Origin of the sequence: Zoogloea oleivorans, assembly GCF_008107625.1 — a bacterium.
GTDB lineage: Bacteria > Pseudomonadota > Gammaproteobacteria > Burkholderiales > Rhodocyclaceae > Zoogloea > Zoogloea oleivorans.
In genome coordinates this window covers 195,435-216,292 of the sequence record NZ_SDKK01000007.1, presented here as the reverse complement: position 1 = coordinate 216,292, position 20,858 = coordinate 195,435, and the positions used below count along the sequence as shown (strand labels likewise).

Annotated in this window: 18 protein-coding genes; 6 read left to right on the top strand and 12 right to left on the bottom strand. The window is 66.0% G+C overall.

Going from position 1 to position 20,858, the window contains the following annotated elements:
* Positions 1 to 14: 14 nt before the first annotated feature.
* From ETQ85_RS09320 to ETQ85_RS09265, 12 genes are all read right to left on the bottom strand, one after another.
* The gene (locus ETQ85_RS09320) at positions 15 to 1,538 is read right to left on the bottom strand and encodes a nucleobase:cation symporter-2 family protein (RefSeq protein ID WP_148578765.1); all 1,524 of its coding nucleotides are present in this window, start codon (positions 1,536 to 1,538) and stop codon (positions 15 to 17) included.
* Positions 1,539 to 1,720: 182 nt separating this feature from the next.
* Positions 1,721 to 2,248, bottom strand: a complete 528-nt coding sequence (locus ETQ85_RS09315) for an ureidoglycolate lyase (protein WP_148578764.1) — start codon at positions 2,246 to 2,248, stop codon at positions 1,721 to 1,723.
* An 8-nt stretch (positions 2,249 to 2,256) separates the two neighbouring features.
* Positions 2,257 to 3,300, bottom strand: coding sequence for an allantoicase (alc, locus tag ETQ85_RS09310; RefSeq protein ID WP_148578763.1), 1,044 nt, complete (start codon positions 3,298 to 3,300; stop codon positions 2,257 to 2,259).
* Between the two features lie 21 nt (positions 3,301 to 3,321).
* Positions 3,322 to 4,260 (bottom strand): allantoinase PuuE, encoded by a 939-nt coding sequence (puuE, locus tag ETQ85_RS09305; protein WP_148578762.1) that lies wholly within the window; start codon positions 4,258 to 4,260, stop codon positions 3,322 to 3,324.
* A 21-nt stretch (positions 4,261 to 4,281) separates the two neighbouring features.
* Entirely contained in the window at positions 4,282 to 4,809 is a 528-nt protein-coding gene (gene uraD, locus ETQ85_RS09300; protein WP_148578761.1) for a 2-oxo-4-hydroxy-4-carboxy-5-ureidoimidazoline decarboxylase, read from the bottom strand.
* Positions 4,810 to 4,828: 19 nt separating this feature from the next.
* Entirely contained in the window at positions 4,829 to 6,022 is a 1,194-nt protein-coding gene (locus ETQ85_RS09295; protein ID WP_148578760.1) for a urate hydroxylase PuuD, read from the bottom strand.
* A gap of 17 nt (positions 6,023 to 6,039) precedes the next feature.
* A complete protein-coding gene (gene uraH, locus ETQ85_RS09290) occupies positions 6,040 to 6,390 on the bottom strand; it encodes a hydroxyisourate hydrolase (protein ID WP_148578759.1) in 351 nt (116 codons plus the stop codon).
* Positions 6,391 to 6,429: 39 nt separating this feature from the next.
* The gene (locus ETQ85_RS09285) at positions 6,430 to 7,842 is read right to left on the bottom strand and encodes an 8-oxoguanine deaminase (protein ID WP_222862117.1); all 1,413 of its coding nucleotides are present in this window, start codon (positions 7,840 to 7,842) and stop codon (positions 6,430 to 6,432) included.
* Position 7,843: 1 nt separating this feature from the next.
* Positions 7,844 to 8,863: an aromatic ring-hydroxylating oxygenase subunit alpha gene (locus tag ETQ85_RS09280; RefSeq protein WP_222862116.1), complete on the bottom strand. Its 1,020-nt coding sequence runs from the start codon at positions 8,861 to 8,863 to the stop codon at positions 7,844 to 7,846.
* A gap of 68 nt (positions 8,864 to 8,931) precedes the next feature.
* Positions 8,932 to 10,014 (bottom strand): BMP family ABC transporter substrate-binding protein, encoded by a 1,083-nt coding sequence (locus tag ETQ85_RS09275; protein WP_148578758.1) that lies wholly within the window; start codon positions 10,012 to 10,014, stop codon positions 8,932 to 8,934.
* A gap of 17 nt (positions 10,015 to 10,031) precedes the next feature.
* Positions 10,032 to 10,898 carry an outer envelope protein gene (locus ETQ85_RS09270; RefSeq protein ID WP_148578757.1) on the bottom strand — a complete coding sequence of 289 codons (867 nt, stop codon included), beginning with the start codon at positions 10,896 to 10,898 and terminating at the stop codon, positions 10,032 to 10,034.
* A gap of 397 nt (positions 10,899 to 11,295) precedes the next feature.
* Complete coding sequence (locus ETQ85_RS09265; protein WP_148578756.1) at positions 11,296 to 12,030, bottom strand: GntR family transcriptional regulator; 735 nt, start codon at positions 12,028 to 12,030, stop codon at positions 11,296 to 11,298.
* Between the two features lie 148 nt (positions 12,031 to 12,178).
* Between ETQ85_RS09265 and xdhA the strand changes: the two genes are divergently transcribed.
* The 6 genes from xdhA to ETQ85_RS09235 are packed head-to-tail and all read left to right on the top strand — an operon-like array spanning position 12,179 to position 20,653.
* Positions 12,179 to 13,663: a xanthine dehydrogenase small subunit gene (gene xdhA / locus ETQ85_RS09260; protein ID WP_222862115.1), complete on the top strand. Its 1,485-nt coding sequence runs from the start codon at positions 12,179 to 12,181 to the stop codon at positions 13,661 to 13,663.
* On the top strand, positions 13,663 to 16,005 hold the full coding sequence (xdhB, locus tag ETQ85_RS09255) for a xanthine dehydrogenase molybdopterin binding subunit (protein ID WP_148578754.1): 2,343 nt from the start codon (positions 13,663 to 13,665) through the stop codon (positions 16,003 to 16,005). The genes xdhA and xdhB overlap by 1 nt, the downstream gene beginning before the upstream one ends.
* Complete coding sequence (gene xdhC, locus ETQ85_RS09250) at positions 16,002 to 17,054, top strand: xanthine dehydrogenase accessory protein XdhC (protein ID WP_148578753.1); 1,053 nt, start codon at positions 16,002 to 16,004, stop codon at positions 17,052 to 17,054. The genes xdhB and xdhC overlap by 4 nt, the downstream gene beginning before the upstream one ends.
* Positions 17,051 to 18,646 carry an ABC transporter ATP-binding protein gene (locus ETQ85_RS09245; RefSeq protein ID WP_148578752.1) on the top strand — a complete coding sequence of 532 codons (1,596 nt, stop codon included), beginning with the start codon at positions 17,051 to 17,053 and terminating at the stop codon, positions 18,644 to 18,646. Before xdhC ends, ETQ85_RS09245 begins: the two co-directional genes overlap by 4 nt.
* Positions 18,633 to 19,730 (top strand): ABC transporter permease, encoded by a 1,098-nt coding sequence (locus tag ETQ85_RS09240; RefSeq protein ID WP_148578751.1) that lies wholly within the window; start codon positions 18,633 to 18,635, stop codon positions 19,728 to 19,730. The genes ETQ85_RS09245 and ETQ85_RS09240 overlap by 14 nt, the downstream gene beginning before the upstream one ends.
* A complete protein-coding gene (locus tag ETQ85_RS09235) occupies positions 19,727 to 20,653 on the top strand; it encodes an ABC transporter permease (RefSeq protein ID WP_148578750.1) in 927 nt (308 codons plus the stop codon). The genes ETQ85_RS09240 and ETQ85_RS09235 overlap by 4 nt, the downstream gene beginning before the upstream one ends.
* Positions 20,654 to 20,858 lie beyond the last annotated feature (205 nt).

The following is a 20,858-nucleotide window of genomic DNA, read 5'->3' as shown; positions in this document are numbered from 1 at the left end:
CCGAACGCCTTGCCTCAGTGGGCTTCTGCCACCCGGGCGGCCTGGATCATGTCGGCTTCGTTCGCTTTTCCGCCGTTGAAATACAGGTTCAGTGCCACGGCAAAAATCGAGGTCAGGAGAATTCCCGATTCGAGCAGCGGGTGCAGGCTGTGGGCCATTTGCTGCGCCCAGCGGGGCGCCACGAGGGGAATCATGCCGGCCCCGATGGAGATTGCGACGATGTAGAGATTGTTGCGGTTGGTCTTGAAATCCACGTTGGCAAGAATGCGGATGCCGGTTGCCGCGACCATCCCGAACATCACCAGGCCGGCGCCGCCCAGTACGAAGGCGGGCACCGATTCAACCAGCGCGGCCATCTTGGGGAGCAGGCCGAGCACCAGCATGATCAGGCCGGCAGCCACGCACACCCAGCGGCTCTTGATCCCGGTGACGCCGACCAGGCCGACGTTCTGCGAGAAGCTGGTGTAGGGGAACGTATTGAAGAGGCCGCCGATCAGGGTGCCCAGACCGTCGGTACGCAGGCCGGCGGACAGGTCGCGCTGGCTGATGCGGCGCCCGGTGATTTCCGACAGGGCCAGGAACATGCCGGTCGATTCGATCATCACGACGATCATCACCAGTGTCATTGTCAGCACCATCACCCCGTCGAAGGTTGGCAGGCCGAAGGCGAAGGGGGTGACAACATCGAACCAGGGCGCCTTGGCGACCTTGTCGAACTGCATCTTGCCCAGCCCGACCGCCACGAAGCAGCCGCCGATGATGCCCAGCAGTACCGCAATGTTGGACACGAAGCCCTTGCCGTAGCGCACCAGCAGCAGAATGACGGCGAGCACGAAAGCCGCCACACCCATGTTGTCGAGGGCGCCGTAGCTCGGGTTGTCCTTCATCGGCACCGGCCCCGGCAGCTTCATCTCGGGCAGCGTGGCGCCCGGCGGAAGGCTGGCGGCAGCGGCATCGGCGCTTGCCCTGGCCTTGTCCACCATGGCGACCAGCTTGGGCACATCGACACTCTGGGCCTGGGGAGCCGGCCCGCCCATCGCCCAGCCAATGCCAACGCGCATCAGGCTGATGCCGATGACGGCGATGATGGTGCCGGTGACGACCGGCGGGAAGAAGCGCAGCAGGCGGCTCATCAGCGGGGCGATGGCCATCGAGATGAGGCCTGCGCCGATGATGGCCCCGAAGATTGCCCGGGCGCCTTCGGGGCCGCCCTGCACATTGGCCATCGCCACCATCGGCCCGACCGCGGCGAAGGTGACACCCATCATGACCGGCAGCTTGATGCCGAAGTAGCGGCCAAAACCCAGCGACTGGATCAGGGTTACCAGCCCGCAACAGAAGAGGTCCGCCGAAATCAGCATGGCGACCTGCTCGGGGCTGAGCTTGAGCGCGCGACCGACGATCAGCGGCACGGCTACCGCACCTGCATACATCACCAGTACGTGCTGAAGACCGAGGGTGAACAGGCGGCCGGTGGGCAGGCGCTCATCGACTGCGTCGCCCCCGGTGGCGGTGGTTGTCCTGGAATACTCCGACATGACTTGCTCCTTGATTGCGGTGAATGGCAAACGGGATTGGCGCTGGGTGCCGGACTGCTGACCGACCAGGCTGTTCCAAACCCTTCAAGGTAAGCAATGCAAAAACCAAGCCATGTAGAAAATGGTGCTGTTTTGGCTTTAATTTCGCTAAACGTCGCTTATTGTTGCTTTAACGTGCTTCATTAAGGTGCTGTCGGCACCAAGCCTGGGCACGCTGCCGGAATCAGCCCCGGAAGAGCGAGTTGCACCTCGTCGCAGTTGGGCGCATTGCCACTGCGGTCGACGACGAGAAAGTCGCTGACGGTGTCGAGGGCCAGCAACGGGTGGTGCCACACGCCGGGCGCGTAGTTGACCCCCTGGTCGCCGCGAGCCGCAAAAACCCGCAAATCCTGTGCGCCGGGAGCCGTGCCAGCCGGGGCCACCACCACCAGGTAGGGGCGGCCGGACAGGGGCACGAAGGCCTGGCTGCCAAGGGGGTGGCGTTCCATCATTTTCACCTTGAAAGGCAGCGTGCGCGGCTGGCCGCGGAAAATCGAGACGACCACCCGGCCGTCAGGCCCCGCGTCGATGCCGGCCAGGTCGTGGTAGCGCTCGGTGTTGCCGGCGTTGATCGTGAAGTGGCGCACCGCGTCGCTGGCTTCGATCACGTCGCCAAAAGGCGCGAAGGCTTCGCGTGTGAGGGGCTCGGGTGTCAGGGGAAACATCGTCATGGCCGACCTCAGCGCGCCACCTTGCCCCACAGGCGCAGGCGCGACACGCCGCCGTCGGGGAAGATGTTGAAGCGCACGTGGGTGATCGGGCCGAGTTGAGCGACTTGCTCGGTAAAGCTGTGTACCGCGTCCATCGAGAGCTTCTGCTCAGGCAGCAAGGTTTGCCAGAACAGGCTCTGGGTGGTGATCGAACGGTCGGTGCCGCCGGTGACGAATGCGGCCTGGATCGCGCAGCGGTCCGGGTAGTTGCCCTTGAAGAAGGCGGTGTCCACTTCGATCTTTTCGATGCTGCCGGCGGCGCCCAGTTCGAGCACGCACCAGTCGTTGCCGGGTTCGCGCCGCCGCCGGGTTTCCCAGCCGTCGCCCATGTTCTGGCCACGGCCGGGCAGCAGCAGCGCAGAGACGCTGGAGCCGAAGCTGGCATCGTTCCACGACACAGCGCGGCCGCCGTTCTCTACCGCCACGAGGTCCATCAGTTGGTCGCCGGACAGGCTTTCGAGCCCGCCGACCGGGCGGCCATAGACACGCAGGCGGGCGATGCCGCCGTCAGGGAAGATGTTGACGCGCAGGTGGGTCCAGGCATCGTTGCTGGTGCATTCGAGGAGGTGATGACTGCTCGGGCCGAGGGTGCTGGCCGGCAGGATTTCGGTCCAGCTGGCGGCCTGGAGGGCATCCATCTCGTCGCTCAGCGATACCGTGGCCTCGATGGAAACCGCTGGCGGGTAGTTGCCGGTGAAGTGGCTGGTATCCACGTCGAAACCGCGGATCACGCCCTTCACGCCAAGCTTTACCAGCGCCCAGTCGTGGCCGGCGACGCGCTTGCGGCGGGATTCCCAGCCGTCCATCCACTTGCCGTTGGTGTCGTATTTGCCGGGCACGAACTGGGCCGGCTCCGGATTGAGCATGCGTGCAACTTCGGCGAAAAAATCGTCGGAGGCACCGAGCGTCCGCGCACCGAGGCGTGGGCTGGCGAGGTCGACGGAACGCTGCGCCCACTCGGGCAGGTCGGCGGGCGGGGCAAAGACGGGGGCGCCGGGGGTATGGCTGGCCATGGGTGGGGCTCCTTGGGTTCTCTAGCGGGCTTGGGGGCTGAATGGATGGTGTTCGATCCAGTGGCGGGCGATGTCGACGCGGCGACACACCCATACCCGGTCGTGCTTTTCGATGTGATCGAGAAAGCGCTGCAGCGCCTTGAAGCGCGCAGGCCGGCCGAGCAGGCGGCAGTGCATGCCCACGCTGAGCATCGCCGGGCGTTCGTCGCCCTCGGCGTACATCACGTCGAAGGCGTCGCGCAGGTAGTCGAAAAACGCGTCCCCGTGGGAAAAACCCTGGGGCAGCGCAAAGCGCATGTCGTTGGTGTCGAGGGTGTAGGGCACGACGAGGTGCGGGGTGGTGCTGCCGTCGCTTTTTGTGACCTCGGTCCACAGGGGCAGGTCGTCGCCGTAGTAATCGGAGTCGTACAGAAAGCCACCGTGGTCGGCGACCAGGCGCCGGGTGTTGGGCGAGTCGCGGCCGGTGTACCAGCCCAGCGGCCGTGCGCCGGTGAGGCGCTCGATGATCGCCATGCCGGTCTGCAGGTGTTCGCGCTCGACGGCTTCGTCCACGTTCTGATAGTTGAGCCAGCGCCAGCCGTGGCAGGCGATTTCGTGGCCGAGTTCGGTGAAGGCGGCGGTGAGTTCCGGGTGGCGCTCGAGTGCCATCGCCACACCAAACACCGTCAGTGGCAGCCCGCGGCGTTCGAACTCGCGCAGGAAGCGCCACACGCCGACCCGCGAGCCGTATTCGTAGACGCTTTCCATCGACAGGTGGCGTGCCGGGTAGCTGGGCGGGTTGAACAGTTCGGACAGGAACTGCTCGCTGCCGGCGTCGCCGTGCAGCACGCAGTTTTCGCCGCCTTCCTCGTAGTTCAGCACGAACTGCACGGCGATCCGGGCGCCCCCCGGCCAGTTGGCGTGGGGCGGATTGCGGCCGTAGCCGACGAGGTCACGCGGATAAGTGGGATCCATCGTCATGGTGTCGCTCCTTGCAGGGGCTCAGGCCAGCATTGCGTCGAGACGAAAACGGGCGATCCGGCCGATTTGTGTGAGGCAGGCGCGGAATTCGGTGGCCCGGTCATGCTGCAGGCGGGCTTCAACGGCCTCCATGATCTGGTAGCGGGACAGCCCTTTGACGGCAATCACGAAGGGAAAGCCGAAGCGTTCCCGGTAAGTGGCGTTGAGCTGGCGCAGGCGCTGGATTTCGTCGGCGCTGCACTGGTCGAGACCGGCGCCTTTTTGCTCGCCGGTGGAGGCGCTGGTGAGGGTGCCGGCAGCGGCTTCCTTGCCGGCCAGCTCCGGGTGGGCACAAATCAGGCCGAGCTGTTCGGCTTCGCTGGCGGCATCGACGACAGCGACCATCGCGGCGTGCAGGGCCTCGATGCTGGTGAAGGGGCGGGCCGCCCAGGCGCGTTCGGCAATCCACGGGGAGTGCTCGAAGATGTCGCCGAGGCGGGTCGCGAAGTCGGGCCGGGGCAGGGCCGAGAGGGCGGCCAGGGTGGGGCGGGGAGTCGGGTTCGGAGTCATGTCGGGCGTATCCGGGCGATCAGTGGTCGAGCGGCGCACCTTGCGCCTGCCAGGTGACGATCAGTGTGCGCTCGTCGGCGGTGATGCCGGTAAGGTTGCCGAGGGGCATGTAGCCGCTGCCCACCGTTTCGGCCATCTTGGCGGCGTGCTGGGCGATTTGCGTGGGGGTTTGCAACACGACGCCCTTGGGAGGCTGGGCGAAACCGGGCTGGGTCGGGGCGGCCGCGTGGCAGGTGACGCAGCGCTTCTCGACAATCTGTGCGACGGCGCTGAAGGCCACCTTGTCGGTACCGGCGGCGATGGGCCTGGGGGCCATCAGCACGATCAGCAGGGCGAGCAGGGCGACGCCGGCGGCCGGCAGCCACCACTTGACCTGACCCCGGTGGCGCAGCACGAAGAACTGGCGGATGAGCACCCCGGCCAGCATCATGACGATGAGGACCAGCCAGCTGTTCGGGTGCGAATAGGTCATCGGATAGTGGTTGCTGATCATGATGAACAGCACCGGCAGCGTGAAGTAGGTGTTGTGCACCGAGCGCTGCTTGCCCACCTGCCCGGGGCGCGAATCCACCGGCTGACCGCTGCGGATCTGGTCGACCATGCGTTTCTGGCCGGGGATGATGTGGATGAAGACGTTGGCGACCATCATCGTGCCGAGCATGGCACCCACGTGGATATATGCGCCGCGGGCCGAGAAGATTTGGTGCAGGAGCCAGTCGGCGGCGACCACCAGCACAAACACCAGCAGCGCCAGCACGCCGTCGCGGCCCATCAGGCTGCGGCACAGGGCGTCGTAGATCAGCCAGCCGACGGTGAGGAAGGTCACCGAAATACCGATTGCCGCAGGCTGCGACAAGTCCATGACGCGGGTGTCGATCAGGTGGGTGGTGGCGCCGATCCAGTACATCACCGCCAGCAGGCTCATGCCCGACAGCCAGGTGGTGTAGGCCTCCCACTTGGACCAGTGCAGGTCGTGGGTGAGGGGCTCGCCCTGGGGGCCGGTGAGAAATTTCTGGCTGCAGTAGAAGCCGCCGCCATGCACTGCCCACAGTTCGCCAAACACGCCGCGCCTGCTGTCCTCGGGCTTCTTCGGCGGCCGCAGGGAGTTGTCGAGCATCACGAAGTAGAACGAGGCGCCAATCCACGCGATGCCGGTGATCAGGTGCAGCCAGCGCAGCAGCAGGTTGGCCCAGTCGAGGAGATAGCTTTCCATGGTGTATCGGTTCCGGATCAGCTGCCGCGGTAGGTGGAGTAGCTCCACGGGGAAACGAGGAGCGGCACGTGGTAGTGCTGGGCCGGATCGGCCACGCCGAAGCGCAGCACGACTTCATCGACGAAGGGCGGTTCGGGCAGGCCGGGGTCCTGGGCGCGGAAGTAGTCACCGGCGGCAAAGACGATTTCGTAGCGGCCTTGCTCGAAAGCCGCACCTTCCAGCAGCGGTGCGTCGCAGCGGCCGTCCTGGTTGGTAAGGGTACGCAGCAGCTCGCGGCGTCCGCCGTCGAGGCGGAACAGGGTGATCGCGAGGCCGGCGCCGGGCTTGCCCCTGGCGGTGTCGAGCACGTGGGTGGTGAGTCGTCCCATGGTTTTTTCTCCTGAAAATCGTTGTCGGTGCGGCTTGTCTCAGGCCAGTCCGGCCTTGCACAGCAGGTCGTGGCTGAGTGCGTTGTGACGCTCGATCAGCGGCCCCAGGTCGAGGCCGGGCAGGCGCCCGTCTTCGACGATGATGCGGCCATTGATGATGGATAACCAGGCACTGGCCGGGGCGCAGGTGAGCAGCGCGGCAAGCGGGTCGCCAAGGGCGCCGGCATGACCCAGGTCATCGACGCGGAAGGCCACCAGGTCGGCGGCCTTGCCGGCTTCGAGGCTGCCGATGTCGTCCCGGTTGAGAGTGCGGGCGCCGCCGAGGGTGGCCAGGTCGAGGGCTTCGCGGGCTGAGAAGCGCGCTGCGTCCGACTCGAAACCCGGCCAGCCGACCCGCTGCAGCAGCATCGCCTGGCGCGCTTCGCCCAGCATGTGGTTGCCGTCGTTGCTGGCCGAGCCGTCCACGCCCAGCCCGACGCGCACGCCGGCATCCTGCATGGCGCGCACCGGGGCAATGCCGGAGGCGAGGATCATGTTGCTGCTCGGGCAGTGGCAGACACCGGTGCAGGTGTGGGCCAGGCGGCCGATCTCGCCGGCGTCGGGGTGGACCATGTGGGCGAACCACACGTCGGGGCCGAGCCAGTCGACGGATTCGGCGTAGTCGATGGGGCGCATGCCGAAGCGCTCGACGCAGTAGCGGTCCTCGTCGAGGGTTTCGGCGAGGTGGGTGTGCAGGCCGACTCGATGATGGCTGCGGGCCAGTCGGGCCGATTCGCGCATCAGGTCGCCGCTGACGCTGAAGGGCGAGCACGGGGCGAGTCCGATGCGCAGCATGGAATGGGCTGCGGGGTCGTGCCAGGTGTCGATGAGGCGCTGCGAGTCGGCCAGGATGTCGCCCTCCCGTTCGACCAGTGTGTCGGGTGGCAGGCCGCCGGCCGATTCGCCGACACTCATGCTGCCGCGGGTGGGGTGGAAGCGCACGCCCATCTCCCGGGCGGCCTCGATCTCATCGTCGAGGCGGCAGCCGTTGGGAAACAGATAGAGGTGATCGGCCACCGTGGTGGCACCGGAAAGCAGCAGTTCGGCCAGCGCGATTTGCGTGCTTACCCGTACGGCTTCGGGCGTCAGGCCGGCCCACACCCGGTAGAGCATCTTCAGCCAGTCGAAAAGGGCCAGGCCCTTGGCGGTGCCGATGCTGCGGGTCAGCGTCTGGTACATGTGATGGTGGCAATTGACCAGCCCGGGCACGACCACGCAGCCGCTCGCGTCGAGGGTGCGCGTGGGCGAGTGCTCGGGGTGCCGGGCGAGCCACGCATCGAGTTCGGCGGTGCTGCCGACCTGCAGGATGCGCGAGCCTTCGGTCAGCACGGCACCGTCGCGGATTTCCCGGCGGTCGGCGTTCTGGGTGGCCAGGACCATGGCCCGGCGCAGGTAAAGGCGTTCGACCATCATGTCACTCCGCGGTGATGACACCGTAACGCAGCTTTTCGTCCTTCAGGTAGCGCCGGTAGGCCAGCGACATGCGATCGCAGCTTGCCGAGACCTCGGCGCCCGCGACAAGCGGCAGGCGCAGCGGCTGCTGGTTTTCGACGATGGGCTTGTCCTGCAGGAAAATGGTGTCCTGAAACTGGCGCAGGGCCTCGTCGCTTTGTTCGAAATTGGTCATCGCCAGAATGATCCAGGCCCGCGTGGTGGTTTCGGTGAGCGGCTGCAGGTGCAGGCCGATGGCCTCGCGGAAGCTGTCCTGGGATTGGGGTTCCTTGGTCAGGATGGCGGTCAGCGGGCGCACCACGCGGTAGGTGTATTCCACGTCACCGCCCTCGGTGGCGAGGCTGTTGGGGCGGGGCTGCCAGGCGTAGCAGCCGGTGGCGCGGATGCCGCGGCCGTACTCGGCGTCGTCGAAAGCATTCACTTCGTAATCGCGGATCGCCGTCATCGCCCTGTCGCCGAGGATGCCTTCATGCACATAGGCGAAGTGCGCCATGTCGAGGAAGTTCTCGATGATGCGCGGTGCGCTGCTGAGTACCTCGTAGGGGCCGCACCACACCTTGCGCAGGCGCGCGTCGGCCAGTTCGGGGAAGGCGGGTACTGCGTTGGCCGGCGTGCCCAGGCAGACCCAGATCAGGCCGTGGCATTCCTGCACCGCGAAGCGCGTGACGCGGGCCTTCAACTGCGCGTCCTGCAGTGCGGGCAATGCCGGAATGTGCCGGCAGTGGCCGTCAATGCCAAAAGACCAGCCGTGATAGGGGCAGTGCAGGCGGTCGTCCTCCAGCTGGCCCATCGACAGTTTCATCCCCCGATGCGGACAGCGGTCTTCCCAGGCGTGCACGGCGCCGTTGCTGTCGCGCCACACGACGAGGGAAAGGTCGAGCAACTGGGTCGGCAGTTGCTGTCCGGCAGCCAGCCCGGCGGCAATTCCGACCGGGTGCCAGTCGTTGAGGATTGCGGGGTCACGCAGAGGCGAATTCATCATGGTCTTTCGTTGAGTACCGGGATCGAACCAGGGCGGGGCCGATGTCGCCGGCCCCGCCCTGCGCAGGCTTATTTCGGCACGCTGCCTTCGACGCCCTGGACGTAGTAGTTCAACGACAGCAGTTCCTTGAGCGGCATCACGGCGCCGGCGGCCACCTTGATGGCGCCGGACTGATCCTTCAGCGGGCCCTGGAAGGGATGGAACTTGCCTTCCGCGATGAGCTTCTTCTTCTCGTTGAAGAGTGCCGCCGCATCGGCCGGGACGACCGGGTTCAGCGGTGCCATGCGCACCATGCCTTCGGCCAGGCCGCCCCGCACTTCACGGGGCTTCCAGGTGCCGGCCAGCACGGCCTTGGCGGTATCGGTGTAGTAGCCGCCCCATTCATTGATGTTGGCGGTCAGGTGGGCCTTGGGGGCGAACTTGACCATGTCCGAATCCCAGCCGAAGGCATACACGCCTTTTTCCTGGGCGGCCTGCAGCGCGGCGGGGGAGTCGGTGTTCTGGCTCAGCACGTCGGCCTTCTGGGCGATCAGGGTTTCGGCGGCCTGGCGTTCCTTGGCCGGGTCGTACCAGCTGTTCACCCAGATCACCTTGGTCTTGACGGCCGGATTGACGCTCTGCGCCCCGAGGGTGAAGGCGTTGATGTTGCGCACGACCTCCGGGATCGGGAAGGAGCCGACCACGCCCAGCGTGTTGGTCTTGGTCATCTTGCCCGCCACGACGCCAAGCAGGTAGGCGCCCTCGTAGAAGCGGGTTTCGTAGGTGCCCAGGTTCTTGCCGGTCTTGTAGCCCGTGGCGTGTTCGAAGACCACGCCGGGGAAGTCCTTGGCGACCTTGGCGGTGGGGTTCATGTAGCCGAAGGAGGTGGTGAAGATCAGCTTGTTGCCTTCGGTGGCGAGCTTGCGGATGACGCGCTCGGCGTCAGCGCCTTCGGGCACGTTTTCCACATACGTCGTTTTGATCTTGTTGCCCAGCGCGGCTTCAAGGGCCAGGCGGCCCTGGTCGTGAGCGTAGGTCCAGCCGGCATCGCCGACCGGGCCGACATAGACAAAGCCGATCTTCAGCGGCTCGGCGGCCATGGCTGGGGCGCCGGAGGTCATCAGGGTGGCAGCGCTCAGGCTTGCCAGGGCAAAGAATGTGCGGCGTTTCATGGGGCGTTCTCCTGTGCTCAGAAGTGGTATTCGGCGCGGATCATCGGGGTCTTGGCGAAGGCGCCATCGCCAGCCGGACCGGAGTGGGGGTTGCCGAACTTGTTGCGCCAGTACTGGTATTCGAGGCCGACCTTGAAGGTCTTCTTGCTGGCGCCGATGAGCGGGCTCACGTCGTACATGACCTGCATGTCGATGTTGGTTTCGGCTGCCGTGCCGCCGCCGAATTCATTGGTGCCCTTGGCGGCGATGAAGTTGGCAAAGCCCTCGAAGGACAGTGCCACGCCGGCCACATCGAACGGAATCCCCCAGGCGAGGTTCAGCATGGGATGCACGTCGTAATCGTAGCGCGGGGTGTGGACGCCCGTGTAGCTGTTGTAGGGCGCGTTGCTCTCCCACAGGGCCAGCAGGCTCACATTGAGAAAGCCGGGCACGTTCATCATCAGGGTCGGGCCGGCGACGATCATGCGCTTGCTCGAGTTGTAGCCGGCGTCGTTCTTGGTGTTGAGGTCGAACCCGGCCGTCGCGCCGATGCCGCGCACCGGACCGAAGCTGAAGTTCTTGCCGCTCACCTTGCCGATGTCGAGGGTATGGCGATAGACCACATAGACTTCCTGCGCCCCGCTTGACGAGCCCTTGCTGGCCGGATCCTTGTTGTCGGACAGCAGCATGTCCACATTGAGGAAGTTGGTGCCGTACTTGTAGCCGCTGACGTGGGTCAGGTTGAAGATGTTCTTGGCGATGTCTTCCTTGTTGAAGGGCTCGCCAAAGGTGGTCCCGTAGCGGTATCCGATGGAGGTGTCGCTCCACTCGGCCGCCTGTGCGGCAGAGCCACAGGCAGCCAGGGCGATGGAGAGGGCGAGGCGTTCGAAAGTCCGGCACTTCATGACAGCTCCTTTTGCGTTTGGTGGGTCGCTTGATCGGAATTGTTTTGAATCCAATGTTTCAAGAAATTGGATTCATTCCGTCTTGGCGACACCGCTTGCAAATAGCGGGCCAGCTAAAAGCCGGTACTCGAAAAGAGCTGTTTTCAGCGGGATGCAATGACTTTGGGGATGCCTGTGGCCAGTGGGGAAGGCTGGTTTAACCTTGATGTGAAGCACTATTGTGGGGATTCTGGGTCCGTGCAGGACCTTTTATGGTGCGGTGCAAAAGAAAGTCGGGCGCAAAAAAAGAGGAAGAAGATAGGGGGGTAAATTGTATACAAAAAAATATTTCACTTTCCCGTTTTATCTTTTTTTACTGTCAGAGCGGGGCGTTTGAGGCGTCCGCCGAGCCGGCGGATCAGCCCGACAGGGCTTCGGCCAGGCTGAGCTTCTTTTTCGGCTCGCCGAGGCGCAGGCGCGTCTCGATGGCCTGCAGATGGCTTTCCATCAGCGTCGTGGCTTCCTCGGCACGGCCAGCCTCCATCAGTTGAACGAGATGCTCATGCTCGTCATCGGCGCACATGGGCGCTCCGCCCGTGTCGTAGAGGGCAATGATGAGGGAGCAGCGCGACACCAGTTCGCTCATGAAGCGCTGCAGGACCGTGTTGCCCGCCAGTTCTGCCAGCAGCAGGTGGAATTCGCCGCCGAGGCGGATCCAGTTGGGGCGATCGCCCGCGTGAAGGGCCTGATGTTCGGCCTGGATGGCCAGGCGCAGACGTGTCAGGGCCGCCGGTCCGGCGTTGCGGATGACCAGTGGCACGATCTCGCGCTCGATGGCCCGGCGGGCGGCGAAGACTTGTCGCGCCTCGTCCGGCGACGGTGAGGCCACCACCGCCCCCCGGTTGGGGCGCAGTTCAATGATGTGTTCGTGGGCGAGGCGCTGCAGTGCCTTGCGCACCGTTGTGCGGCTGACCTGGTACAGCTCGCAGAATTCCGCCTCGCCAAGGCGCGTGCCGGGCGGCAGGCGCTGGCTCATCACGGCGTTGAAAACCGCCTTGTAGATCTGCAGGTCCACCGCAATGGTGCCCCGTTTTGCCGTGGTTGCAGGCGGCATGGCGGGGGTGCGCGGGGCAGGGCGGGGTTTGCTGGTCATCTTCAACGGACTCCATTGTAGGCAGCCGGCGCCGGCCGGCTTGAGTGGCACATGAATTGCTAGAAGCATTACACACAATCCGTGCTCACGCGGTGTACAAAACGTGATGCTGCCCGTCGACGAGCTTTGCCGAAATGAGGACTGGATGATGGCGCAAGCCGAACAGGCGATCAAATTCATCGTGGATGGAACGCCGGTCGAAGCCCACGGGCTGGCCCCTTCCACGACCCTGCTCAATTACCTGCGCGAGCAGGGGTGTACCGGTGTCAAGGAGGGCTGTGCGGAAGGCGACTGTGGTGCGTGCACGGTGGTGATCGGTGAACTCGACGGCGCGCGCATCGACTGGCGGGCCGTGAACGCCTGCCTGTGCCTGGTGCCGACCGTAGACGGCAAGGAGGTGCTCACCGCCCAGGGACTCGCCGCAGCAGACGGGCAATTGCATCCGGTTCAGCAGGCACTTGTCGACAATCACGCATCCCAGTGCGGGTTCTGCACACCGGGTTTCGTGATGTCGTTGTTGGCCCACTATCTTGAGCTGGGTGATGCCGCGCCGAGTCGCGAAGGCGTGCTCGATGCCCTGTCGGGCAATCTGTGCCGGTGTACCGGCTATCGGCCGATCATCGACGCCGGGCTGGCGATGACGCGCTACCCGGCCCCGTCCCGCTGGAGTCCTGCCGATGCGGCCGACCCGGCGCGTATCGAACGACTGCGGGCGCTGCAGCGCAGCCAGGACTGCCGGTTGCCCGGCTATACGGCCCCGCGCAGCCTCGACGCCTTCGCCGCCGAATACGAAGCCCATCCCGATGCGCTGATCCTGGCCGGCGGCACCGACATCGGCTTGTGGGTGACCAAGGAAATGCGCACGCTGCCGCCCTTGCTCTACATTGGCAACGTGGTCGAACTGAAAGCCATCGCGTACACCGAGGAGGGTTTGCGCATTGGCGCGGCGGTGCGCCTGGAGGCGGCCTTCGCGGCAATCGTCGCGGCTTGCCCGCAGTTGGCAGAACTGGCCCGGCGTTTCGCCTCGCGGCCGATACGCAATGCCGGCACCCTGTGCGGCAACATCGCCAACGGCTCGCCCATCGGCGACGCGATGCCGGCGCTGATTGCGCTGGGCGCCCGGGTTCGCCTGCGCAAGGGTGGGGCGACCCGCGAGATTCCCCTTGAAGACCTTTACCTGGGTTATCGCCAGAAGGATCTGGCGCCGGGCGAGTTCGTGGAGTCGGTCTTCGTGCCGGCACTGGCGCCCGATACCCACCTGGCGGTCTACAAAATTGCCAAGCGCCGCGACCAGGACATTTCCGCTGTGTGTGGCGGCTTTGCCGTGACCGTCTGTGGCGGACAGGTCAGTGCCGCCCGTATTGCCTTTGGCGGCATGGCGGCTACGCCGGCCCGCGCCCGTCATGCCGAACAGGCCCTGCTCGGGCAAGCCTGGAGCATGGCTGCGGTGGACGCTGCCGCGCGGGCGTTGTCCCGCGACTACGCGCCGCTCAGCGACATGCGCGCCAGCCAGACCTACCGGGTCGCGGTGGCTGCAAACCTGTTGCGCCGCTTCTGGTTCGAGCGCAACGGCACATCCGCCGAGCGCCTTGACGCGCTGCAACCGGTCAGCCTTTTGGTGGGGGACGCATGATGAGTACGTCACGCGTCGAGAATCCGGCCGGTGGTGTGTCCGGCAAGGCGATCCGCCACGAGAGTGCGCCGCTTCACGTCACCGGGCGGGCACACTACGCCGACGACATTCCGTTGCCGGCCGGTGCCCTGCATGTGGCCATCGGCCAGAGCGAGGTGGCTCACGGACGCCTCCGCGAACTCGATCTGTCGCTGGTACGGGCAGCGCCCGGCGTGGTGGCGGTGCTCACCGCCGCCGATGTGCCCGGCGAGAACAACTACGGGGCGGTGCTCAAGGACGATCCGATCTTCGCCTTTGACGCAGTCCAGCACGTCGGTCAGCCGCTGTTTGCGGTGGTCGCCACGTCGATGGATGCGGCCCGTCGGGCACTGCGCCTGGCGCGGGTGGACATCGACGTGCTGCCGGCCATTCTTGACATCCGCGAGGCGCTGGCCCGGGAAAGCTTCGTACTGCCCACGGTGCGCCTGGAGCGGGGCGATGCCGAGGTCGCGCTGGGTGCTGCGCCATTCTGCCTGGAAGGCAGCTTCAGTCTGGGCGGCCAGGAGCACTTCTACCTGGAGGCCAACGTGGCAGTGGCGTTGCCCCAGGACGACGGTTCCCTCGTCATCCACAGTTCCACCCAGAACCCCACCGAGGTGCAGCACGTGGTGGCCCACGCGCTGGGCGTGCCGGCCCACGAGGTCGGCATCCAGTGCCGGCGCCTGGGCGGTGCCTTTGGTGGCAAGGAGAGCCAGCCGGCCCTGTTTGCGGCGATTGCGGCCATCGCCGCGCGCCGCCTCGGGCGGGCCGTCAAGCTGCGCCTCGACCGGGATGCGGACATGACCATGACCGGCAAGCGTCACGACTTCGAGGCGGACTACCGGGTCGGCTTCGATGCCGGTGGCCGCATCCTGGCCCTCGATGTGATGCTGGCGTCGCGCTGCGGCTATTCGGCCGACCTGTCCGGGCCGGTCAACGACCGCGCCATGTTCCACCTGGACAACTGCTACTTCCTCGACAACGTGCGCATCGTCTCGCACCGCTGCAAGACCCACACGGTGTCCAACACTGCTTTTCGCGGCTTCGGTGGCCCGCAGGGCATGATGGTCATCGAGGTGGTGATCGACGCCATCGCCCGCCGCCTTGGTTGCGATCCGCTCGCGGTGCGGCAGCGCAATTTCTATGGCATCGGTACGCGTGACGTCACGCATTACCAGATGCGTGTCGAAGACAACATCATCGCCGACCTGGTTTCCCGGCTGGCCCTGAGCAGCGACTACCAGGCCCGCCGTGCCGCCATTGCGCGTAGCAACGCCGCCAGTTCGCTGGTGAAGCGTGGTATCGCGCTGACCCCGGTCAAGTTCGGCATCTCCTTCACGGCGACCCATTTCAACCAGGCCGGCGCCCTTGTGCACGTCTATGCCGACGGTAGCGTGCTGCTCAACCACGGTGGGCTGGAAATGGGGCAGGGGCTGCATACCAAGGTCGCCCAGGTGGTGGCCGACGAGTTCGGCCTGCCCTTGTCGGCGATCCGGATCAGCGCCACCGACACCGCCAAGGTGCCCAACACGGCGGCCACGGCGGCGTCGTCGGGAACCGACCTGAACGGCAAGGCCGCCCAGGCGGCAGCGCGCATCATCCGCGGGCGCATGCAGGATTTTCTGGCCGGCAAGTACGCCGCCGACCGCGCTGCCGTGCGTTTTACCCAAGGTGAAGTACACATCGGCGAGACCCACCTGCCGTTTGCCGAAGCCGCCCGTCAGAGCTGGTTCGCCCGCGTGTCCCTGTCGTCCACCGGCTTCTACGCCACGCCGAAGATCCACTACGACCCCAAGAGCATGATGGGGCGGCCTTTCTACTATTTTGCCTACGGGGCGGCGGTGTCCGAAGTGGCCATCGACACCCTCACCGGCGAGCATCGCTTGCTGCGCGTGGACATCCTCCATGACGCAGGTCGCTCCCTCAATCCGGCCATCGACATCGGGCAGGTGGAGGGCGGCTTTTTGCAGGGGGTCGGCTGGCTGACCTGCGAAGAGTTGTGGTGGGACCGGGAGGGCCGCCTCAAGACCCACGCCCCGTCTACCTACAAGATTCCGGCGGTCAGCGACTGGCCCGAAGTGGCCCACGTCAAGTTGCTGGAACGGGCCGATAACCGGGAAGACACCATCTTCCGCGCCAAGGCCGTCGGCGAACCGCCATTGATGCTCGCCATGTCGGTGTTTCATGCACTGCGCGAAGCCGTTTCGGCCGCGGCTGGTGATGGCGAGGCGGGTGCCCGGGCGGCCGCCCGGCTGATGGCACCGGCGACGCCCGAGGCGGTGCTGCGTGCCCTTGGCGCACTCGACGGCGCGGGGTTGTCATGAACGACTGGATCGACTCGCTGGCGGCTTTGCTGGCTGCCGGCCATGCGGTGGTCCGGGTGGTTGTGGCGACGCTGCGCGGCTCAGTCCCCCGCGAGCCCGGCGCCACGCTGCTCTTCTGGCGTGACGCCGACGGCACGGCGCACAGCCGCGGTTCCATCGGCGGTGGCCACCTGGAGGCGCGGGCGATGGAAATCGCCGGTGACATGCTCGGCGAAGCCACGGCCGGACGGCGGATCGAGCGCTTTGCCCTCGGTGCTTCGCTGGGCCAGTGCTGTGGCGGTTCGGTGGAACTCTACTGGGAGCGTTTCGACACGCAACTGCAGGCGCAAGGCCTGGTGTCGGCGCCAGGATTGCTGCGCTACTGCGTCGTCGATGGCAGCGACTTCGGCCTTGTAGTGGGCGCCGGCCAGGCGCGCGCCCGCGGCTTGCCGTTGCCGGATTTCGCCGGGCGGGCAGGCCTGCTTGAGCATGCCGGGCGAACGTATTTTGTCGAGCGCCTCACCGACGACAGCACGCCCCTGTGGATTTATGGTGCCGGCCACGTGGGCCAGGCGCTGGTGCATGTGCTGGCGGATCTGCCTTTTCGCATTACCTGGATCGACAGCCGCGAGGCTACGCTGACCGCGGCGATGGCTGATTTGTCGCCGCGTCGCGCATCTGCGGTGCAGGCCGTGGCGACCGACGAGCCGGCCGTCGAGGCCGTTGTGGCGCCGGCCGGGGCCTGGCACCTGGTGATGACACACAGCCATGACCAGGACCTGAGCATCTGCGAGAGCCTGCTCAGGACCGGACGCTTCGGCTTTCTGGGCCTGATCGGCTCGCGGACCAAGGACGCACGCTTTCGTCAGCGTCTGCTGCACAAGGGCTGCTCCGCGGCGGCGGTGGCGCGCATCGTGTGTCCCATCGGTGCCCCGGGTGTCCGTTCCAAGCTGCCGGCGGCCATTGCCGTGGCGGTGGCGGCACAGTTGCTGGAACTGCGTGAGCTGCTTGCAGAGGGCGCTTCGCCGTTGCCGGTTTTGCCATTCTTCGAAGGAGTACCCAGTCCATGAGCGAAGCTGTTTCCGTCGTACCGTCGGTGCGCCCGGAACCCCGCCTGCAGTTGCTGGGGATTTCCAAGGCCTACCCTTCCGTCGTGGCCAACGACAGGATCGACCTGACCGTGATGCCGGGCGAGATCCACGCCGTGCTCGGCGAAAACGGCGCCGGCAAGAGTACGCTGATGAAGATCATCTACGGCGTCACCCGGCCCGATGCGGGCGAGATGCTGTGGGACGGGCGCCAGGTGCGCATCACTTCGCCGTCGGCGGCGCGCAGCCTGGGCATCGGCATGGTGTTCCAGCACTTCTCGGTGTTCGAGACCCTCAGCGTGGTCGAGAACATCTCCCTGTCCCTCGACGAGCGGGTACCGCTGGCCGAACTGGCCCCGCGCATTCGTACCGTGTCGGAGGAATACGGCTTGCCGCTCGACCCCTACCGGCTGGTGCACAGCATGTCGGTAGGCGAACGCCAGCGGGTCGAGATCGTGCGCTGCCTGCTCCAGTCGCCGCGCCTCCTGATCATGGACGAACCTACCTCGGTGCTCACTCCGCAGGCCGTCCAGACGCTGTTCGCGTCGCTGCGCCGGCTGGCGGCGGAGGGCTGCAGCATTCTCTACATCAGTCACAAGCTCGACGAGATCCAGTCCCTCTGCGACAAGGCCACGGTGCTGCGAGCGGGGCGCGTGTCCGGCATCGCCAATCCGCGCGAAGAAACCACCGGGTCGCTGGCCGAACTGATGATCGGCAAGGAACTCCCGGCCTGCCGCATGACCCCGCGCACACCCGGTGAGGTCCGTCTGGCGCTGCACGGGTTGAGCCTGCCCAGCGACGATCCCTTCGGCACCGATCTGCACGACATCAGCCTGACGGTGCATAGCGGCGAAATCGTCGGTATCGCCGGGGTGTCCGGCAACGGCCAGCAGGAACTCCTCAAGGCGCTGTCCGGCGAGAGACGCCTTGATCAGGCCGCCGCGGTGCAACTGTGCGGAGTGGATGCGGGCCGGATGGACCCGGCGCAGCGGCGCCAAATCGGCCTCGGCTTCGTGCCCGAGGAGCGCCTTGGACGTGGCGCCGTGCCGGCCCTGTCGCTGGCCGACAACGCCCTGCTGACCGGTCATGTGCAGGCCTGCGGTACCGGCATGGTGCACCGCGGCCTGATCCAGTCGGGGGCGGTGGGCAGCTTTGCCCGCAAGGTGATCGAGCACTTCAAGGTCAAGTGCGGCGGCAGCAGCGCCCTGGCGAGCAGCCTGTCGGGCGGTAACCTGCAGAAGTTCATTGTCGGCCGCGAAACGCTGCTGGCGCCGAAGGTGATGGTGGTGGCCCAGCCCACCTGGGGCGTGGATATCGGCGCCTCGATGCTGATCCGCCAGGCGATCATCGATCTGCGCGACCAGGGCGTGGCGGTGCTGGTGGTGTCGGAAGAACTCGACGAGCTTTTCATGATGTGCGACCACCTGGCGGTGATTGCCGATGGCCGCCTGTCGCGGCGGGTGCCAGTGAGTGAAACCAGCGTGGACCGGATCGGCGTGTGGATGAGCGGCAACTTCACCGATCGCACCGATGCAACCCCCTCTACAGGAGTACGCCACCATGTCCCGGCTTGAAGCCCGCCTCGAACCCTCCCGCGCCATGATGCTGGCCTCGCCGCTGATCGCCGCGGCGGCCATGCTGGTCAGCGGTTCCCTGCTGTTCAGCTTTCTCGGCCAGGAGCCGCTGCATGCCTTTTATGTGTATTTCATCAAGCCGGCCAGCACCGCCTATGGCATCGGCGAGCTGCTCCTCAAGGCAACGCCGCTGATCCTGTGCGGCGTGGGCCTCGCGCTGGGGTTCCGGGCCAGCGTGTGGAACATCGGCGCCGACGGGCAACTGACGGTCGGCGCCATTGCCGGCGGCTGTGTCGCCTTGTACTTTCAGGATGTGGAAGCGGTCTGGCTGGTGCCGCTGATGCTGCTCGCCGGGGCGCTCGGGGGCATGGCCTGGGCGGCCATTCCGGCGCTGCTGCGCACGCGTTTCAATACCAGCGAGATTCTTGTCAGCCTGATGCTGGTGTATGTGGCGTATCTGTTGCTCAGCTACCTCGTGCATGGCCCGCTGCGCGATCCGGATGGCTTCAATTTTCCCCAGTCGCGCATGTTCCACGACGCGGCGCTGCTGCCGCTGCTCTTCGAGGGCCTGCGCACCAATGCCGCCTTTCCGCTGTCGCTGGTGCTGGTGGGCGGCGCCTGGTTCTTCTGTGCCCGCACCTTTGCCGGCTACCGGATGCAGGTCAGCGGCATGGCGCCCGCGGCGGCGGCGTATGCCGGTTTCAGCGAAAAGCGCAACGTGTGGCTGGGCTTCATGCTCAGCGGCGGGCTGGCCGGTCTGGCCGGGGTGGGGGAGGTGGCCGGGCCGATCGGCCAGTTGCAGTCCTCGGTATCGCCGGGCTACGGCTTTGCCGCGATCATCGTCGCCTACGTCGGGCGCCTGCATCCGCTCGGGGTGGTGCTGGCCGCCGTGCTGATGTCCCTGCTCTATATCGGCGGCGAGTCGGCGCAGATGGAGCTGCAACTGCCGTCGGCAATCACCGGGCTGTTCCAGGGGCTGCTGCTTTTCTATCTGCTGGCCGCCGATCTGTTCATTCATTACCGGTTCAAACCTGCCGCACGTGTGTCCGCGTTGCCGGCTGCTTCGGGAGGTAACGCAGCATGACGATCGACGACCTGATTCCCTTTCTGGCCAGCACTGCCGGGGCGGCAACGCCGCTGATCCTGGCTGCCACCGGTGAGCTGGTGACCGAGCGCGCCGGGGTGCTCAACCTCGGCGTGGAGGGCATGATGCTGACCGGCGCCGTGGCGGGTTTTGGCGTGACCCTCGTCACGGGCTCTGCCACGCTCGGGCTGCTGGCCGCGATGGGGGCGGCGATGGCGGTGGCGCTGATCTTTGCGGTGCTGACCCTGAGTCTGCAGACCAACCAGGTGGCCACCGGCCTGGCGCTGACGCTCTTCGGGGTTGGCCTGTCAGCGTTTGCCGGCAAGGGGCTGGCCGGCCAGACGGTCGAGCCGCTGCCGCGGATCTTCATTCCCTTTCTATCGGACTTGCCGTTTGTCGGCCCGCTGCTGTTCCGCTTCGACGGCCTGGTCTATGCCGCGCTGTTGCTGGTGGTGGCGGTTGGCTGGGGGCTGGCGCACAGCCGTCCGGGCCTCATCCTGCGCGCCATTGGCGAGTCCCCCGACAGTGCCCATGCCATCGGCTACCCGGTAATTGCCCTGCGTTACGCTGCGGTGCTGTTTGGCGGTGCGTTGGCGGGGCTGGCGGGCGCCTACATGTCGATGGTGCTTACGCCGATGTGGGTTGAAGGCATGACGGCCGGGCGCGGCTGGATCGCCTTGGCGCTCGTCGTGTTCGCCACCTGGAAGCCCCGCGGCGTGGTGTTGGGGGCCTACCTGTTTGGCGGTGTCACGGTGCTGCAGTTTCATGGACAGGGGCTGGGGCTGGCAATTCCCTCCGAGTTTCTGTCGATGCTGCCGTATCTGGCCACCATTGCCGTGCTCGTCTTCATCTCCCGCGATGCCCACACCATCCTCCTCAACAAGCCCATGTCCCTTGGGGTGAGCTTCCGGGCCGATCACTGAGGCGCGGGCGCCCTTGTCGAGGGGGACTGAGCGTGGGTTCGGCTACCGGCTGTCCGTGTCTGCGGGCAGCCGGTTTTGCCTGTTCCCCGCTGCGGGGCTGCAAAGGAAATCATTCGTCACAGAATAAGCATAAGAATTTTTCTTGGTTCGCCAATTATCAGCGCCTCTCTAGACTTTGCCTTACTCATCGTTACTTCACAGGCAC

Coding starts and splice junctions, on each gene's coding strand:
- ETQ85_RS09240 (WP_148578751.1), top strand. CDS start 18,633: ATGTCCCGGCTTGAAGCCCGCCTCGAACCCTCCCGCGCCATGATGCTG.
- ETQ85_RS09275 (WP_148578758.1), bottom strand. CDS start 10,014: ATGAAACGCCGCACATTCTTTGCCCTGGCAAGCCTGAGCGCTGCCACC.
- ETQ85_RS09320 (WP_148578765.1), bottom strand. CDS start 1,538: ATGTCGGAGTATTCCAGGACAACCACCGCCACCGGGGGCGACGCAGTC.
- uraD (WP_148578761.1), bottom strand. CDS start 4,809: ATGACTCCGAACCCGACTCCCCGCCCCACCCTGGCCGCCCTCTCGGCC.
- alc (WP_148578763.1), bottom strand. CDS start 3,300: ATGGCCAGCCATACCCCCGGCGCCCCCGTCTTTGCCCCGCCCGCCGAC.
- ETQ85_RS09280 (WP_222862116.1), bottom strand. CDS start 8,863: ATGATGAATTCGCCTCTGCGTGACCCCGCAATCCTCAACGACTGGCAC.
- xdhC (WP_148578753.1), top strand. CDS start 16,002: ATGAACGACTGGATCGACTCGCTGGCGGCTTTGCTGGCTGCCGGCCAT.
- uraH (WP_148578759.1), bottom strand. CDS start 6,390: ATGGGACGACTCACCACCCACGTGCTCGACACCGCCAGGGGCAAGCCC.
- ETQ85_RS09285 (WP_222862117.1), bottom strand. CDS start 7,842: ATGATGGTCGAACGCCTTTACCTGCGCCGGGCCATGGTCCTGGCCACC.
- ETQ85_RS09235 (WP_148578750.1), top strand. CDS start 19,727: ATGACGATCGACGACCTGATTCCCTTTCTGGCCAGCACTGCCGGGGCG.
- ETQ85_RS09295 (WP_148578760.1), bottom strand. CDS start 6,022: ATGGAAAGCTATCTCCTCGACTGGGCCAACCTGCTGCTGCGCTGGCTG.
- puuE (WP_148578762.1), bottom strand. CDS start 4,260: ATGACGATGGATCCCACTTATCCGCGTGACCTCGTCGGCTACGGCCGC.
- ETQ85_RS09265 (WP_148578756.1), bottom strand. CDS start 12,030: ATGACCAGCAAACCCCGCCCTGCCCCGCGCACCCCCGCCATGCCGCCT.
- xdhA (WP_222862115.1), top strand. CDS start 12,179: ATGGCGCAAGCCGAACAGGCGATCAAATTCATCGTGGATGGAACGCCG.
- xdhB (WP_148578754.1), top strand. CDS start 13,663: ATGAGTACGTCACGCGTCGAGAATCCGGCCGGTGGTGTGTCCGGCAAG.
- ETQ85_RS09245 (WP_148578752.1), top strand. CDS start 17,051: ATGAGCGAAGCTGTTTCCGTCGTACCGTCGGTGCGCCCGGAACCCCGC.
- ETQ85_RS09270 (WP_148578757.1), bottom strand. CDS start 10,898: ATGAAGTGCCGGACTTTCGAACGCCTCGCCCTCTCCATCGCCCTGGCT.
- ETQ85_RS09315 (WP_148578764.1), bottom strand. CDS start 2,248: ATGACGATGTTTCCCCTGACACCCGAGCCCCTCACACGCGAAGCCTTC.